Here is a 15,527-nt window from a genome sequence, read left to right on the forward strand (position 1 = left end):
CGTAACTGACGTTTGAAAGAGGAGGAGCTTTTTATGAACTATGATCCGCATTATCATCCATATCCATCTTGCCGAGTTCCGGTCTATGCTAAAAAAGGAATGGTATCCACATCTCAGCCGCTCGCATCGCAGGCAGGTCTTGATATCTTAAAAAAAGGCGGTAATGCAATTGATGCAGCAATCGCGGCAGCAGCGAGTCTTACAGTATTAGAGCCTGCGTCAAATGGAATCGGCGGAGACGCGTTTGCGCTTGTTTGGACAAATAATCAGCTGTACGGATTGAACGCTAGCGGACCTTCTCCGCAGTCTATTTCCATTGATGCGCTGAAGGAAAAAGGATACAAAGACATCCCTAAGTACGGAATGATTCCCGTTACGGTTCCCGGGGCTCCGGCTGCTTGGGCTGCTTTATCGAAGCGATTTGGTAAACTGCCTCTTTCTCAAGTGCTGCAGCCTGCCATTCAATATGCCAAGGAAGGCTTTCCACTAGCGCCTACTCTCGCTAAACAATGGAAACAAGCTTACGATACGTTCAAACGAATACATACAAGCGAAGAATTTGAATCGTGGTTTCAAACGTTTGCCCCAAACGGACGAGCACCAAAAGCAGGAGAAATGTGGTCATCTATTGATCATGCTCGTACGCTTCAGCTCATTGGCGAAACAAATGCAGAAGCGTTTTATAAAGGTGAGCTTGCGGATCGTATTAATGCATTCAGTAAAAAATATAGCGGCTTTTTATCCAAGGAAGATTTGGCTGCTTACGAACCGGAGTGGGTGAATCCTATTTCCGCTCACTACCGGGGGTATGATGTATGGGAAATTCCTCCGAACGGTCAAGGACTTATCGCGTTAATGGCATTAAATATCGTAAAAGGCTTTGAGTTTCAAGAAAAAGATGCCGTGGATACGTATCATAAACAAATAGAAGCGATGAAGCTTGGGTTTGCGGATGGAGAAAAATACATTACAGAAGAAGCAAAAATGAGCGTGTCAGTTAGCGAACTGCTGTCTGATACATATGCAAGCTATCGTCGCAGCCTTATAGAAGAACATGCCCTGCAGCCTGAAGCAGGAGAACCTGTTGGAAGCGGAACGGTGTATTTAGCCACTGCTGATGAAGAAGGAAACATGGTTTCTTTTATTCAAAGTAATTATATGGGTTTCGGTTCTGGAATCGTTGTGCCAGAAACGGGAATTGCCTTGCAAAACCGCGGCCACAATTTTTCAATGAATCCCAATCACGATAACTGCCTTGCTTCTAATAAAAAAACGTTTCATACCATTATTCCAGGCTTTCTCACCAAAAATAATGCGCCCGTAGGACCGTTTGGCGTGATGGGAGGCTTTATGCAGCCGCAGGGACATATGCAAGTTGTCATGAATACGATTGATTTTCATCTTCATCCTCAAGCCGCTTTAGACGCGCCAAGATGGCAGTGGAAAAAAGATAAAACGGTGCTTGTGGAGCCGGCTTTTCCATCCCACGTAGCACAAGCGCTTGAACGAAAAGGACATAAAATTGAAGTAGCCGTGGATTCTATGGCATTTGGGCGCGGACAGATTATTTGGAGAGATCCTGAGAGCGGCGTGCTATGCGGAGGAAGTGAATCACGAACGGATGGATTTGTAGCTGGATGGTAACGGTTAAAAAAACAGAATAGGTGGAGGAAGAAGCCCGTACTGATTAGAGTTGGGCTTTTTTCATGTCTCAACCGCATGTATAAATCTTTTTAAAGAACTTAAAACTAAAACAAAAATGAACGTATGTAAGGAGAACGTGGTTAGAACAGCCGTTTCAAGCTGCCAATTGACATGAGAATATGCTAACAACACTTGGTGAAAGGAGCGAAAAGGTGATGAGAAAGAAAAAGTTTGAAGTGAATTTTTTACGTGTAATGCTCATTATCGCCCTAGGGCTTCTCCTTTTTTTATTTAGAAAACCACCGATTAAAGACTGGCTGCTTGCCTATTTATTTAACGCGTTAACAAATGGTATTATTGATAATTTTATTGTAGCTCACGACCTTATTCGCTATCCAACTCGCTTGCTAAAAAAACAGTTTAGAATTAATGTCTTGTTCGACTTTTTGCTGTATCCCATAATATCCGTCATGATTAATCAGGCTACGTATTACGATAAAGGGTTAAAAGTTTTATATAAAATTGTGCTTTTTACGATTCCAATGTTTTTTATTGAATTTTGGGCTGAAAAACGAACGAAGCTCATCGAGTGGAAAACAGGCTGGATGTGGTATCACACCTTTACTAGCGTGACTTTAAAATCATATCTTAACCGGCTGCTGATTGGATGGATTCGTAAAATAGAAAAGAAGCAGGAAGAAACGAAAATACAATAGCAGAGGTTCTAAAAACGACGTTAGAGAGGTGAACAAAGGTGCATATTTCTGTCCTTCTATGGCTGGTTTTTCAAAATATCCAAAAGAAAACGTGGAAAAAAATCCGCGAGCTGTATGCTGGGGTTTTATACGTGAGCTTTTTTAATATTCTCTACTACTTTCTATGTAACGATAAATTGCTTTGGGATTTTAAATCTTCCCACCTTTCATTAAAAGGGCTGCGCATACTGCACCTCATGTTCATTACGCCTTTCATGATTTTGTCGTTCTTAGCTACCTATCCGCCTACACTCGTCAAGCAGGTGAAGTATATCGCAAAATGGGTATGTACAGCTTCATTTGTAGAATGGCTCGGACTCAGATGTAAGGGCATAACATTTAGACACGGCTGGCATTTAGGATGGTCAGCGCTTATTTATGTAATGATGCTTATCTTTTCCAGATGGTTTCAAAAAAAGCCTTTTGCTGTCTTACTGCTCTCAGTTTTGGCAACGGTGGTTCTCAGCATTATTTTTAAAGTTCCCGTAAGCAAACGGATGCTAAAGCATCCGCTGAAGCGAATATTGAATCGACCTTTAAAAGATCATGTGACTCAAGCTGTTGCTAATAAAGTAAAACGCAAATGCCTGTTTCTAAAGCTGTTCTCGTAAGTTCCTGCTCTCTGTAAAGAGCAGGGTTTTTAACCCACGGGAGGAATAACATCCGTTAGCAAAAGAATGAAAAAAATCAGTCCCACTCCCATAAAACTTAAAGAAGCAAGAAAATAAGCTGTTCAGCGCAAACGAAACGGATTATGTTCAATATTCGCTCCAGACATTAACCTCATGGAATGAGTTTTATAATAGGAATGAGCGCTGTTACTACCGCTACTTGAAAACCAAAAAGTCAAAACTGAAAACAAAAGTCCGCTAAAAAACATAAGTTCAATAAAGCGGATAAACAAAAAAGATGAGCACGCATAGATTAATCCAGCTTCAACAAGCAGTGTAATAAAAAAAATAAGCTGAGTTTTCTTCAAAAAAATCCCCCCTTTTTTCTCTGTGTCTAATTTTTATTATCCAATAATTAACATGTATAAAAAGTCTCAAAAATGCTTTTATTATGATATAATGGTAATAATTATATAATAGAGAAGAGGATTCAAAGCCCGTACGCATCACGATTATAAGCTTGTTTATAATGATGACACTTACCATATACACTGCGCTTAGCTTCAAGTGCGTAGAATGAAAGTGAGGAGTATGTATGGACTTAGGAGAGACTGTGATTGCGATACTAGCAGCGGGAGCACTGCTGTTATACGGTACGTTAGAGCTTTGGTTTGCGCCTCGTAATGCTTCCTTTTTTAAAGGATGGAAGCAAAAACTAGTCGTCATTTTACCGTTATACGCGGTTACATTTGGCGTATGGTACGTGTTTTTTTCGTAACGAAGAAAGTCTTACAAAGAGGAGGAATGAAAAATGGAAATCAATTCATACCTCATTCGGTTTTCATGTATGCTGATGCTGATGTTTGGGGGATTATTTATTATTCGGTATCTAAAAACGGGTGACCTTTTTTTAGATCAGCTACTTGCCTTTGGTGCAGGTTTTGTTCTGTTTATCGGCTCACTTATGTGGAGAAGAAAACATCAGCGGCAAGAAAATAGAAAAGCTTGTTAATTTTATAAAACTGTGACAGTATAAAACAGATAAAAAAACGTAATCTCGTGACCGTGCTATCGTTTACGAGCTGTTGCTGGAGGAAAAGAAAATGAATGTACCTAATTGCCCAAGCTGTCAATCACAGTATACATATGAAGATGGAAACCTGTTCGTCTGCCCGGAGTGTGCGCATGAATGGGGGCAAGATGAAAAAACAGAAAGGGCTGAAGAACAGCTTACTGTAAAAGATGCAAACGGTAATCTTTTAAAAGACGGAGATTCAGTTACCGTTATCAAAGACTTAAAAGTAAAAGGAAGCTCATCGGTTGTAAAAATCGGAACGAAAGTAAAAAGCATTCGTTTAGTAGAAGGCGATCATAACATTGACTGCAAAATTGATGGATTTGGAGCGATGAGCTTAAAATCTCAGTTTGTTAAAAAAGCATAAAGATTAAAAAAGCCAGGATGGAGAATAACTTCACCCTGGCTTTTTTATGTATTTTAACGGACAAGGTGAAATATATAGACCAATTTGTCTATTTTAGAAGGAATCTAGCTAAATGTCCCGAACTTACATAAAGTGTCTGAGGATTTGGATATTAGTGGAATGGACGTCCATTTCATGAAGTCAAAGGGGAGGTAGAAATGTGAAAAAGTTTTTAGCGTTTCAAATTTTAATTGCATTAGTAATCGGAGCTGTCATCGGGCACTTTTTTCCGGATTTCGGGATGGCTTTAAGACCGGTAGGGGACGGGTTTATCCGCCTTATTAAAATGATTGTGGTGCCGATTGTCTTTTCAACCATCGTCATAGGTGCTGCGGGAAGCGGTAGTATGAAACAAATGGGGAGTCTAGGGTTAAAGACGATTATTTGGTTTGAAATCATTACTACCATCGTATTAGGAATCGGGCTGCTGTTAGTGAATTTGTTAAAGCCCGGAATAGGCCTCGATCTTTCTCATCTTGTTAAAAAAGATATCGGTGAATTGTCTCAGTATACCGACAAAGTCGTAGATTTTAAACAAATGATTTTGAACATCATTCCAACAAATATCGTAGATGTGATGGCGAAAAATGATTTGCTGGCCGTGATTTTCTTCGCTATTTTATTCGGTGTGGCGGCTTCAGGAGTTGGTAAAGCATCTGAACCTGCAATGAAATTTTTTGAATCGACTGCTAAAATTATGTTTAAGTTAACGCAAATTGTTATGGTCACAGCTCCTCTTGGTGTACTAGCGTTAATGGCTGCCTCTGTGGGGCAATACGGTATCGTACTTCTGCTTCCAATGCTGAAGCTAATCGGAACCGTCTTTTTAGGTCTTTTTATTATTTTATTTGTTTTATTTCCGATTGTTGGGTTTTTGTTCAAATTCAACTACTTTGAAGTATTCAAAATGATTTGGGATTTGTTTCTTATTGCATTTTCAACAACAAGTACGGAAACGGTGCTGCCACAGCTGATGGAGCGAATGGAAAAGTACGGATGCCCTAAACGTGTCGTGTCGTTTGTTATTCCGTCGGGCCTGTCGTTAAACTGTGACGGATCTACTTTGTATTTATCCGTTTCATGCGTTTTTCTAGCACAGGCTTTTAATATTGACATGCCATTAACTCAGCAATTATTTATGATGCTTATACTAGTGATGACAAGTAAAGGAATTGCGGCTGTCCCGTCAGGTTCACTTGTTGTGCTTTTAGCAACAGCCAACGCAGTAGGTCTGCCGGCTGAAGGAGTGGCAATTATTGCAGGAGTAGACCGCATCATGGATATGGCCAGAACAGGAGTCAACGTTCCAGGTCATGCTATTGCCTGTATCGTCGTCTCAAAATGGGAAAAAGTATTTCGTACCCAAACTCCAATTCCGCCCGGGTCTCACACGGAATCTCTATAAAATCAAACCCCGCTTTAGCCCCTAAAGCGGGGTTCTTCTGTTAATGTCTCAAACATTTATTAATGATGTAGATTAGAGTGATGTACCGTACTCAGCCCTCCTCACAAAAGGAGCACCAGCCGCTTAAGTCTAGAAAATCCCCTGTGACTGTTTTTTAGCCACAGGGGATTTTCTAGATAAATGTTCACAAATTGTTCACTTACGAAGGAGGATTCTAAAAAGCTATACTAATCCAAGTGAAAAAATAAATGTGAAAAGGATGAGGAATGTGCCAACAACTAAAAAAGAAAGTATGTACTTCGGAATGATGATGTGCGGAGGGATGGTGCTTGTCATGACGATTTATAACATGTTAATAAATGACGTCATCGGGCATATCACGCTGGCAGAAGGATTCTTCAACTTAGTCATTACGTTTGTGATTGCGCTGATTGTTGAAACTTTTTTAGTAGGTCCCGTAGCGAAAAAAGTAGCATTTTCACTGCCGTTTGATAAATCGAAACAGTTAAAAACAGTGTTGATTCTGTCATCATGTATGGTTATAGGAATGGTGCTTTGCATGTCTGTATACGGATTAATTACGATGTCACTTACGAAAGGTTTAGATGGAGAGCCACTTCTTTCAAGCTATGCACTTATCGTTATTAAAAACTTTATCGTGGCATACCCGCTTCAGCTTCTGATTATGGGACCTTTAGTTCGCGGACTGTTTATGAAATTTGTGAAAAAGAATCCGGCAGCTGCTTAAAACAAAACCCTAAGAACGCATATTTTCTTAGGGTTTTGTTATGCAAAGCTGTTCGGTAAGAAGAGAAGAAAATTCACGTAAAGACGCTGATACAAAGGTATCTTTCCGTGTAATAAAAAAAGTGGGGACCTTTCTATATGGCTGTGGTAGCGGAGTTAACGTTAATGAATGGTCATGGTTAGATACAATGGATTTCATCATCACAGCTACGCCCATACCTGCTTTTACACACCCAATAATCGCTTCAATCGTACCAAATTCTAATATGCGTTTTGGAAACACGCCTTCTCTTGTCAGCAGCATTTCTAATGTATGTCGATATGCACATCCGCTGCTGAAAGCTAATAGATTCATGTCGTTTAGGCTATAAAGAGAAGGAAGAGGATGGCGGCTCACAAGTACAAGCTCTTCATCTTGAATAAATAAAGTGTTTATATCAGGATGTTCACAGCTGCCTGCAACGAATGCCCCTTCAAGTTTTCGGGCTAAAACCAGCTGAATAAGAACATCGGTTGTATGTGTTTCTAAAACGAAGTCTACATCAGGGTAGGTAGTGCAATAATTAAAAAGAAAAGGCGGTAGCCGAAGAGCCGCAGTGGATTCAGTTGCACCTATTTTTAAAGGACCTATCGGTATATGGGCACTGCTTTGCACAGTTGCAGTGGCTTCATTGGTTAAACGCAGAATTTGTTCAGCATAACGATGTAACAGCTCTCCGCTAGAAGTTAAAGTGACGCCTTTACCGCTTCGTTCAAATAGCTGTGTACCCAGCTCAGCTTCTAATTGCTGAATTCGCATCGTCACATTCGACTGCACGTAGCTTAAGCTTTTGGCTGCTTTTGAAATGTTTTTTTCTTCTGCTACCGTTGTAAAAACAAGCAAATCTTTTATATCCATAAAATCTCCTCCTGCAGCTATCATTTTTATTGATGACTTTTATCTTTATTCCTTATTTTACATGATATCATCACTTCTCTACACTGAAAGTAGAGGTGGAGGAGAGAAAATGAGCAGACAAAAAGCTTCTTATAAGTGGATAATTTTATTTATTGCCACTGTGTCTCAGGCGTGTGCAACGTTTGTCACGTACGGCGCGGGACCATTGGCAGCGTTTTGGCAAAGACTATATGATTTATCGCAGTTTCAAACAGGACTGCTTGTATCAGCTGTTCAAATTGGTCCGATTTTTTCAATGCTGTTTTTTGGAAACTGGATGGATCGTTATGGAGAAAGGTGGCTTGTAGGGGGAGGATCTATTTTGCTGGGGGTAAGCATGCTTTTTGCCTATAGAGCTGATCATTATATGTATTTAACAGGCGTGCTTCTCGCAGCAGGTGTGTGGTATGGAACAGCACAGCCAGGAGGAAGCAAAGCGGTGGTGAAGTGGTTTCCTTCTCATCATAGAGGTCTTGCCATGGGGATTCGGCAAACGGGGATACCAATTGGAGGCGCTGTCGCTTCAGCGGCATTACCAGTGCTGTTTCACCAATACGGCTGGCATTCAGCTGTGGTTGTACAGGCTGCGGCAGCTATTGGGGGTGGTCTTCTTTTTTTAGTGTTCTATCGAGAATACTCATCATCGTCAGAAAAAAAGGAAACATTTACGCTTCGTCAAAAAATCAAGCGCATTTCTCAAGATAAAACGCTCTATCCCCTGTTCTTCGTGGGTGTTTCAATGATTTCTCTTCAAATGATTATCGTCGCGCACTTTATAAGTTATTTAACGAAAGCCTTGAAGATGAATTTTGCTTCAGCGGGCATGTTACTGAGCATCACACTGTTAGGCGGAATGATTGGGAGAATTGCTTTAGCCTGGGTAAGTGACCATGTGTATAACGGAAATCGAAGGACTCCTTTGCAAGTGACGGTTTGGATGGCTGCAGGACTAACAATAGCTATTTCTTATATTGGATTTGATTTGCCTTTTTGGCTACTAACTGCAGTTTGCTTTAGCCTCGGTTTTTTTGCGATTGGCTGGTTTAGTTTATTTATCGTGTTAATAGCAGAAAAAGCGGATGATCGTACTATCGGTTTAACTGTAAGCATCGCTTTAACGCTCAATCAATTTGCCATTGTGCTTGCACCGGTTTGGTTTGGGCTCCTTGTTGATTGGCTCCAGAGCTATGCGCTGGCTTTTAGTACGTCTGCAGGTTTAATTGCATGCGGAGGAATATGGCTAACAAAAGAGCGTGTTCATCCATTTTTAAATAAAAAAGTCACTAAATGAATAGTGATTTAGCGCTATTTGACTAGGAATACTCACTCTTTAAAACGTTTCAAAGTAATGCTCTTGGGTACACACAACATTAATGAGGAGAGGATAGTATGGAAGCAAAAAATGTTGTGGGAGTATATGAAACGGAACAAGAAGCAATTCATGCTGTAGAGAGTTTAAAAAAAGAAGGATATGAATCGGAAGAAATATCTATCATCGGTAAACATAAAAAGACCAAAAACGTTCAGAAAGAAACGAATACAAAAGCAGAAGGTGCAGCAACTGGAGCGCTTGCTGGAGGTACGCTAGGGAGCTTGACCGGAATATTAGCAGGTGCTGGAGCTCTTGCAATACCGGGAATAGGCCCAATTGTGGCGGCTGGTCCGATTGTAGCTACATTAACAGGTGCAGCAGCTGGTGCGAGCGTAGGAGGACTCTCAGGTATTTTAGTGGGTATGGAAATTCCAAAACAGCAGGCTGAACAATATAATGATTCAGTCAAAGAAGGCAGCTTGCTTGTTCTAGTAGACAAAACAGATTCAGATTATGACGGAAACCCGAAAGCGCCTTTAACCGGAATGATTCTATAGAGCTTATGATATGTAGTCAAAATCTGTCGCAATTGCGGCAGATTTTTTTATGCATTGCCTTTTCTTAAGTACATTAAAATAACAATAATATTCCATGATAGTAAAAAAATACAAATACTTCATGGTGCATCGAGCGATAATATGCCTAGAATTACAATGTAATATTATTGTAACAATAATGTATTTATTGTTTTATTTTAGGGTCAGATTCTTGATAAAAGCTTTAACAATAGGGTTTGGTTAAAATATTTATCCATAAATTAACTGTTAATTATTATACTTAGTGGAATAATTTTCTAATTTATTTTTAAGAATTACTTTTTAGCAAATTATTCATGTTTGAATGAAGGCTAAAAAGTATATTTCAAAAGTATGTTTACTTAAAAAGTTAAGCAGGTTGATTAGTAGCATCATTCATTTAGCTAAATTTCGAAAGGAGCTGCTAAAAATGAGTATCCAAAAAAGTACAGATAGTTCTAGTTTGGCAGAAGTGATTGATCGAATTCTCGACAAAGGGATTGTCATCGATGCTTTTGCTCGAGTATCACTCGTAGGAATTGAAATTTTAACGATTGAAGCACGAGTCGTTATTGCAAGTGTCGATACGTGGCTTCGCTATGCGGAAGCCGTAGGGTTATTAACCGACAAAGTAGAAGAAGAAGGGCTGCCTGGCCGAACAGAGGAGCGAGGAGCAGGGCTTAGTTTTTAAATCTTTTAATCATTAGAAAATTCATTAAATAAATAATAATAAGAGAAAAGAGGATGGAACATGACAACAACTGATCAAAACGAAAAACAACAAAATCAGCAGCAAGAAGAAAAAACGCAAAATTCTTTAAATCTTGCCATTTTAGGAGGCGTAGTAGGAGCAGGAATTGGGCTTCTTTCAAGTCCGCAAACGAGTAAAAAAGTACTCAGTCGCTTAGGACAATCAGAAATTGTACGTGCGACAGGACAAGAGTTAAGGCGAAACGCACAGGATATTCTAACGCAGCAAGCGATGGGGGCGTTAAGACAGACAGCTACAGGCTATCTTGAAAAAGACAATTTAAGCAAGCTGCTGGCACCTAAAAAGAAAAAAGAAGATGCATCAAATGAACAGGCGGATTCGCAGGAAGAAGTCAGCGAAAGCACAGAAATGGAAACGTCTCAGTATGAAGAATTAAAAGAAGAAAATAAAAATATGAACGACCAGCTGCAGCGCATTGAAGAGATGCTAAACAAACTCATGGACGCTAAAAAGTAAGATATTCGTCCTGAAGGGGAATTTCATGGATAAAAAAGATGTGGAGAAAGCAGCCTTAAAAGCAGGAAAAAAGATCATTGATCATACGCCTGAACCTGTTAAGGAAAAGGTAGAAGAAAAGCTTAAAGAAAAAGCGAAAGAAAAGTTTGTCGAAAAAACCGAAGGGAAACTGCAGGAAAAAGCAAATGAAGTGTCAGAAAAACTGCAGGAAACAAAAGAGAAAAATGCCCAAAAGGTACACGGCAAAGGGGAAGAAGCAAAAGAAAAGCTTCAAGACGTCTTATTATCAGTAAAAGATAAGCTTAGCGATGTGAAAGAAGCTGGAGAGGACTTTCAAGAAAAAGTTTCTTCTTCAGACGATAAAGATAAGTCAAAAAATAAGCGGAAAATAAAAGGCGTAAATCAGATTAAAAAAGCAACTGATATTAAAAGCTCTACTACTATTAAAAGTTCCAATGATATTAAATCATCTACAGATTTAAAAACAATGGGATCATAAGCGAAAGGAGAAATGGGAAATGTCTATTCAAAAAAGTACTAATAGTTCAAGTTTAGCAGAAGTAATTGACCGTATTTTGGACAAAGGAATTGTCATTGATGCTTTCGCAAGAGTATCTGTGGTAGGAATTGAAATTTTAACGATTGAAGCACGAGTGGTTATTGCAAGTGTTGATACGTGGCTGCGCTATGCAGAAGCAGTTGGGCTTCTTCGTGACGATGTAGAAGAAAATGGTCTTCCTGAACGTTCAAATTCAAGTGAAGGACAGCCGCGTTTTAGTATTTAATATGAAGCAATATGGAACCTTCCTTTTTTGAGGGTGGTTCCAGCTTTTAGATATAACTATTGGAGGCTACTAAAAATGGAAATTAAAAAAATTATGCAAGCTGTAAACGACTTTTTCGGTGAACACGTAGCTCCTCCTCATAAAATCACCTCGGTGGAAGCTACTGAAGATGAAGGTTGGAGAGTTATTGTTGAAGTGATTGAAGAACGAGAATATATGAAGAAATACGCCAAAGATGAAATGCTCGGGACATACGAGTGCTTTTTAAATAAAGAAAAAGAAGTCATCTCATTCAAACGACTCGACGTCAGATATAGAAGCGCCATTGGCATTGAAGCATAAACGATAAGATGGCAGGAGGAACGTAAAAATGACCGTCTTAACAGACAAAAGGAGAAAAGGCAGTGGAGCTTTTATACAAGATGACGAGACCAAAGAGGTTCTTTCAAGAGCGCTGAGCTATTTAAAATCCGGCTATTCCATTCATTTTACAGGTCCTGCCGGCGGAGGCAAAACTTCTTTAGCGCGAGCACTTGCTAAAAAGAGAAAGCGCCCGGTGATGCTGATGCACGGAAATCACGAGCTCAACAACAAAGATTTAATTGGAGATTTTACAGGCTATACGAGCAAAAAAGTGATCGACCAGTATGTTCGTTCCGTCTATAAAAAAGATGAACAAGTGAGTGAAAACTGGCAGGATGGCCGATTGCTTGAAGCTGTAAAAAATGGTTATACGCTGATTTACGACGAATTTACTCGGTCTAAGCCGGCGACGAATAATATCTTTCTATCGATATTAGAAGAAGGCGTGCTGCCGCTGTATGGAGTAAAAATAACCGATCCTTTTGTGCGCGTGCATCCCGATTTTCGCGTCATCTTCACAAGCAATCCAGCCGAGTATGCTGGCGTATATGATACGCAAGATGCGCTTCTTGACAGGCTAATTACCATGTTTATTGATTATAAAGACATCGACAGAGAGACAGCGATTTTAACAGAGAAAACGGACGTAGAAGAAGACGAAGCGCGCGTAATTGTAACGCTCGTAACAAACGTTCGAGACCGCTCTGGAGATGAAAACAGCAGCGGACTTAGCTTGCGTGCTTCGCTCATGATCGCTACCCTTGCCGCACAGCAAGACATTGCTATCGATGGAAATGACGAAGCGTTTCAAACATTATGTATAGATATCTTGCGTCATCCGCTTACCAGATGTTTAGACGAAGAAAATGCAAAAAGCAAAGCCGAAAAAATCATTTTAGAAGAGTGCAAGAATATAGACATTGAAGAAAAGTAAAGGAGCTTGAAAACATGAGTGAACAGAACGAAACAGGTATTTATATTTTTAGCGCGATTCAAACGGATAAAGACGAAGGTTTTGGCTCGGTCGAAGTAGAAGGGACAAAGTCAGAAACGTTTTTAATTCGCTACAAAGACGCGGCTATGGTAGCAGCTGAAGTACCGATGAAAATTTATCACCCTAATCGTCAAAATTTATTAATGCATCAAAACGCAGTAGCAGCAATCATGGACAAAAATGATACGGTTATTCCAATCAGCTTTGGGAATGTATTCAAATCAAAAGAAGATGTAAAAGTTCTTTTAGAAAACCTTTATCCGCAGTTTGAAAAGCTGTTTCCAGCCATTAAAGGAAAAATTGAAGTCGGTTTAAAAGTAATCGGAAAAAAAGAATGGCTCGAGAAAAAAGTAAACGAAAACCCTGAACTTGAAAAAGTGTCAGCATCAGTAAAAGGAAAATCAGAAGCAGCCGGTTATTATGAGCGTATTCAACTTGGAGGCCTTGCTCAAAAAATGTTTACTTCCCTGCAAAAAGAAGTCAAAACAGAGGTGTTTTCTCCGCTTGAAGAAGCAGCGGAAGCAGCAAAAGCAAATGAGCCAACGGGCGAAACGATGCTCTTAAACGCGTCTTTTTTAATTAACCGTGAAGATGAAGCGAAGTTTGATGAAAAAGTGAATGAAGCGCATGAAAACTGGAAAGACAAAGCCGATTTTCATTACAGCGGTCCTTGGCCTGCTTATAATTTTGTGAACATTCGCCTAAAAGTAGAAGAGAAATAACGTGCTTCATAAGTTAGTAACCGCACCTATTAACCTTGTAGTGAAAATCGGCGAAAAAGTACAGGAAGAAGCTGATAAACAGCTATACGATCTTCCGACGATTCAACAAAAACTCATTCAGCTTCAAATGATGTTTGAGCTTGGTGAAATTCCGGAAGAAGCGTTTCAAGAAAAAGAAGATGAACTGTTAATGAGGTACGAAATAGCGAAACGCAGAGAAATTGAACAATGGGAAGAGCTAACACAAAAAAGAAATGAGGAATCCTAGATGGGAGAATTACTGTATCTATACGGTTTAATTCCAACAAAAGAAGCAGCATCCATAGAGCCGTTTCCATCTTATAAAGGGTTTGACGGAGAACATTCACTGTGCCCAATTGCGATTGATCAGGTGACAGCTGTGGTTTCTAAGCTAGATGCTGACACTTATTCAGAAGAAGTAATTCAAGAAAAGATGGAGCAGGATATGAGCTGGCTGCAGGAAAAGGCATTTCATCATCACGAAACGGTAGCCGCTCTGTACGAAGAATTTACGATTATTCCATTAAAATTTTGCACTATCTATAAAAGCGAAGAGAGTTTGCAAGCAGCTATTGAGATCAGCAAAGAAAAGATAGAGAATTCACTGACGCTGCTTCAAGGAAATGAAGAGTGGAATGTGAAAATTTACTGTGATGATAAAGAGCTAAAAAAACAAATCGGCGAAACGAATTCAAGCGTGAAAGCGAAAAAACAAGAAATTAGTCACTTATCACCAGGAAGACAGTTTTTTGAAAAGAAAAAAATAGATCAGCTAATTGAAAAAGAAGTAGAGCTTCACAAAAACAGAGTGTGTGGAGAGATACATGACAAGCTAAAAGAACTATCACTTTATGACTCTGTTAAAAAGAATTGGAGCAAAGACGTAACGGGCGCAGCTGAACAGATGGCGTGGAACAGCGTGTTTCTTCTCCCGTCTCTGCAAATTAATCGTTTTGTAGATGAAATTGAAGAGCTGCAGCAAAAGCTTGAAAAAAAAGGTTGGAAGTTTGAAGTGACAGGACCTTGGCCTCCCTATCATTTTTCCAGCTTTGCGTAAAGTGAGGAATCAAACTCATGTCTCTTAAAGAATCCATGGAGAATAAAGATATTGCTCTTATCGATATTTTAGATGTCATTTTAGATAAAGGAGTCGCCATTAAAGGAGACTTGATCATTTCCATAGCTGGCGTCGATTTAGTGTATTTGGATTTGCGAGTGCTTATTTCTTCGGTTGAAACGCTTGTGCAAGCAAAGGAAGGAAATCGCAAACCGATCACTTCTGAACAATTTGATAAACAAAAGGAGGAATTAATGGATGCAACCAGTCAGCCAAGCAAATGGACGAATTCACTTGGATCCTGATCAAGCTGAACACGGCTTATCTCAGCTTGTGATGACGGTTATTGAGCTATTGAGGCAAATCGTTGAACGTTATGCCATGAGGCGGGTGGAGGGTGGAACGTTGACGGATGAACAAATTGAAAACTTAGGAATTGCACTAATGAACTTGGAAGAAAAAATGGACGAGTTGAAAGAGGTGTTCGGTCTGGATGCAGAAGATTTAAATATTGATCTTGGACCGCTAGGCAACCTGCTTTAAGCGGTCAATAGGAGGAACAGTATGGCAGTCGAACATAATATGCAGTCAAGTACGATTGTAGATGTGCTCGAAAAGATTTTGGATAAAGGAGTCGTTATAGCGGGGGACATCACCGTAGGAATTGCAGATGTCGAGCTGCTAACGATAAAAATACGCTTAATTGTGGCTTCGGTTGATAAAGCAAAAGAAATTGGCATGGACTGGTGGGAAAATGATCCGTATCTCAGTTCAAAAGGAGCTAATAGTAAAGCGCTCGAAGAAGAAAATAAAATGCTGCATGAGCGGTTAAAAGTGCTTGAAGAAAAAATAGAAACGGAACGTTAAAAACTGTACGCTACTTAAAAAAT

24 protein-coding genes are annotated in these 15,527 nt (G+C 39.7%); 22 read left to right on the forward strand and 2 right to left on the reverse strand.

Annotated features, from left to right (window positions below; all coding sequences use genetic code 11):
* Positions 1 to 33: 33 nt before the first annotated feature.
* The 3 genes from ggt to M3225_RS07780 all read left to right on the forward strand — a co-directional run bounded on the left by ggt (position 34) and on the right by M3225_RS07780 (position 3,010).
* Positions 34 to 1,644 (forward strand): gamma-glutamyltransferase, encoded by a 1,611-nt coding sequence (ggt, locus tag M3225_RS07770; RefSeq protein ID WP_251392265.1) that lies wholly within the window; start codon positions 34 to 36, stop codon positions 1,642 to 1,644.
* A 215-nt stretch (positions 1,645 to 1,859) separates the two neighbouring features.
* A complete protein-coding gene (locus M3225_RS07775; RefSeq protein WP_251392266.1) occupies positions 1,860 to 2,360 on the forward strand; it encodes a CBO0543 family protein in 501 nt (166 codons plus the stop codon).
* Positions 2,361 to 2,398: 38 nt separating this feature from the next.
* On the forward strand, positions 2,399 to 3,010 hold the full coding sequence (locus M3225_RS07780) for a CBO0543 family protein (RefSeq protein WP_251392268.1): 612 nt from the start codon (positions 2,399 to 2,401) through the stop codon (positions 3,008 to 3,010).
* Between the two features lie 122 nt (positions 3,011 to 3,132).
* Here M3225_RS07780 and M3225_RS07785 read toward each other — a convergent pair whose 3' ends face one another.
* Positions 3,133 to 3,378: a hypothetical protein gene (locus M3225_RS07785; protein ID WP_251392271.1), complete on the reverse strand. Its 246-nt coding sequence runs from the start codon at positions 3,376 to 3,378 to the stop codon at positions 3,133 to 3,135.
* Positions 3,379 to 3,605: 227 nt separating this feature from the next.
* Between M3225_RS07785 and M3225_RS07790 the strand changes: the two genes are divergently transcribed.
* The 5 genes from M3225_RS07790 to M3225_RS07810 all read left to right on the forward strand — a co-directional run bounded on the left by M3225_RS07790 (position 3,606) and on the right by M3225_RS07810 (position 6,644).
* A complete protein-coding gene (locus M3225_RS07790; protein WP_251392273.1) occupies positions 3,606 to 3,788 on the forward strand; it encodes a hypothetical protein in 183 nt (60 codons plus the stop codon).
* Positions 3,789 to 3,821: 33 nt separating this feature from the next.
* Positions 3,822 to 4,022, forward strand: coding sequence for a hypothetical protein (locus M3225_RS07795; RefSeq protein ID WP_251392275.1), 201 nt, complete (start codon positions 3,822 to 3,824; stop codon positions 4,020 to 4,022).
* Between the two features lie 91 nt (positions 4,023 to 4,113).
* Complete coding sequence (locus M3225_RS07800) at positions 4,114 to 4,452, forward strand: zinc ribbon domain-containing protein YjdM (RefSeq protein ID WP_251392279.1); 339 nt, start codon at positions 4,114 to 4,116, stop codon at positions 4,450 to 4,452.
* 199 nt (positions 4,453 to 4,651) lie between these two features.
* Positions 4,652 to 5,896 (forward strand): glutamate-aspartate/proton symporter GltP, encoded by a 1,245-nt coding sequence (gene gltP / locus M3225_RS07805; protein WP_251392281.1) that lies wholly within the window; start codon positions 4,652 to 4,654, stop codon positions 5,894 to 5,896.
* Between the two features lie 268 nt (positions 5,897 to 6,164).
* Positions 6,165 to 6,644 (forward strand): DUF2798 domain-containing protein, encoded by a 480-nt coding sequence (locus tag M3225_RS07810; RefSeq protein WP_251392283.1) that lies wholly within the window; start codon positions 6,165 to 6,167, stop codon positions 6,642 to 6,644.
* 27 nt (positions 6,645 to 6,671) lie between these two features.
* On the opposite strand, the gene M3225_RS07815 is transcribed toward M3225_RS07810, so the two are convergent.
* Entirely contained in the window at positions 6,672 to 7,541 is an 870-nt protein-coding gene (locus tag M3225_RS07815) for a LysR family transcriptional regulator (RefSeq protein ID WP_251392285.1), read from the reverse strand.
* A gap of 109 nt (positions 7,542 to 7,650) precedes the next feature.
* Between M3225_RS07815 and M3225_RS07820 the strand changes: the two genes are divergently transcribed.
* The 14 genes from M3225_RS07820 (at position 7,651) to gvpJ (M3225_RS07885) (ending at position 15,504) form a co-directional block, all read left to right on the forward strand.
* The gene (locus M3225_RS07820) at positions 7,651 to 8,871 is read left to right on the forward strand and encodes an MFS transporter (RefSeq protein ID WP_251392287.1); all 1,221 of its coding nucleotides are present in this window, start codon (positions 7,651 to 7,653) and stop codon (positions 8,869 to 8,871) included.
* Positions 8,872 to 8,969: 98 nt separating this feature from the next.
* The gene (locus M3225_RS07825; protein WP_251392289.1) at positions 8,970 to 9,449 is read left to right on the forward strand and encodes a general stress protein; all 480 of its coding nucleotides are present in this window, start codon (positions 8,970 to 8,972) and stop codon (positions 9,447 to 9,449) included.
* 448 nt (positions 9,450 to 9,897) lie between these two features.
* The gene (gene gvpA, locus M3225_RS07830) at positions 9,898 to 10,158 is read left to right on the forward strand and encodes a gas vesicle structural protein GvpA (protein ID WP_013058000.1); all 261 of its coding nucleotides are present in this window, start codon (positions 9,898 to 9,900) and stop codon (positions 10,156 to 10,158) included.
* Between the two features lie 60 nt (positions 10,159 to 10,218).
* Positions 10,219 to 10,695 (forward strand): GvpT/GvpP family gas vesicle accessory protein, encoded by a 477-nt coding sequence (gene gvpT, locus M3225_RS07835; RefSeq protein WP_251392290.1) that lies wholly within the window; start codon positions 10,219 to 10,221, stop codon positions 10,693 to 10,695.
* 25 nt (positions 10,696 to 10,720) lie between these two features.
* Positions 10,721 to 11,194 (forward strand): gas vesicle protein GvpQ, encoded by a 474-nt coding sequence (gvpQ, locus tag M3225_RS07840; protein ID WP_251392291.1) that lies wholly within the window; start codon positions 10,721 to 10,723, stop codon positions 11,192 to 11,194.
* Positions 11,195 to 11,213: 19 nt separating this feature from the next.
* Positions 11,214 to 11,480: a gas vesicle structural protein GvpA gene (gene gvpJ, locus M3225_RS07845; RefSeq protein ID WP_013057997.1), complete on the forward strand. Its 267-nt coding sequence runs from the start codon at positions 11,214 to 11,216 to the stop codon at positions 11,478 to 11,480.
* 75 nt (positions 11,481 to 11,555) lie between these two features.
* Positions 11,556 to 11,822 carry a gas vesicle protein GvpO gene (gene gvpO, locus M3225_RS07850; RefSeq protein WP_013057996.1) on the forward strand — a complete coding sequence of 89 codons (267 nt, stop codon included), beginning with the start codon at positions 11,556 to 11,558 and terminating at the stop codon, positions 11,820 to 11,822.
* Between the two features lie 28 nt (positions 11,823 to 11,850).
* Positions 11,851 to 12,777: a gas vesicle protein GvpN gene (gvpN, locus tag M3225_RS07855; protein ID WP_251392292.1), complete on the forward strand. Its 927-nt coding sequence runs from the start codon at positions 11,851 to 11,853 to the stop codon at positions 12,775 to 12,777.
* Positions 12,778 to 12,791: 14 nt separating this feature from the next.
* Positions 12,792 to 13,559 carry a GvpL/GvpF family gas vesicle protein gene (locus tag M3225_RS07860; RefSeq protein WP_251392293.1) on the forward strand — a complete coding sequence of 256 codons (768 nt, stop codon included), beginning with the start codon at positions 12,792 to 12,794 and terminating at the stop codon, positions 13,557 to 13,559.
* A 1-nt stretch (position 13,560) separates the two neighbouring features.
* The gene (locus M3225_RS07865) at positions 13,561 to 13,827 is read left to right on the forward strand and encodes a gas vesicle protein GvpG (protein ID WP_013057993.1); all 267 of its coding nucleotides are present in this window, start codon (positions 13,561 to 13,563) and stop codon (positions 13,825 to 13,827) included.
* Positions 13,828 to 14,637 (forward strand): GvpL/GvpF family gas vesicle protein, encoded by an 810-nt coding sequence (locus M3225_RS07870; RefSeq protein ID WP_251392294.1) that lies wholly within the window; start codon positions 13,828 to 13,830, stop codon positions 14,635 to 14,637.
* A gap of 17 nt (positions 14,638 to 14,654) precedes the next feature.
* Positions 14,655 to 14,942, forward strand: a complete 288-nt coding sequence (locus M3225_RS07875; protein ID WP_251392295.1) for a gas vesicle protein — start codon at positions 14,655 to 14,657, stop codon at positions 14,940 to 14,942.
* Entirely contained in the window at positions 14,896 to 15,180 is a 285-nt protein-coding gene (locus tag M3225_RS07880; protein ID WP_251392296.1) for a gas vesicle protein K, read from the forward strand. The genes M3225_RS07875 and M3225_RS07880 overlap by 47 nt, the downstream gene beginning before the upstream one ends.
* 21 nt (positions 15,181 to 15,201) lie before the next feature.
* A complete protein-coding gene (gvpJ, locus tag M3225_RS07885) occupies positions 15,202 to 15,504 on the forward strand; it encodes a gas vesicle protein (RefSeq protein ID WP_251392297.1) in 303 nt (100 codons plus the stop codon).
* Positions 15,505 to 15,527: the final 23 nt, after the last annotated feature.

Origin of the sequence: Priestia aryabhattai (assembly GCF_023715685.1) — a bacterium.
Taxonomy (GTDB): Bacteria; Bacillota; Bacilli; order Bacillales; family Bacillaceae_H; genus Priestia; species Priestia aryabhattai_B.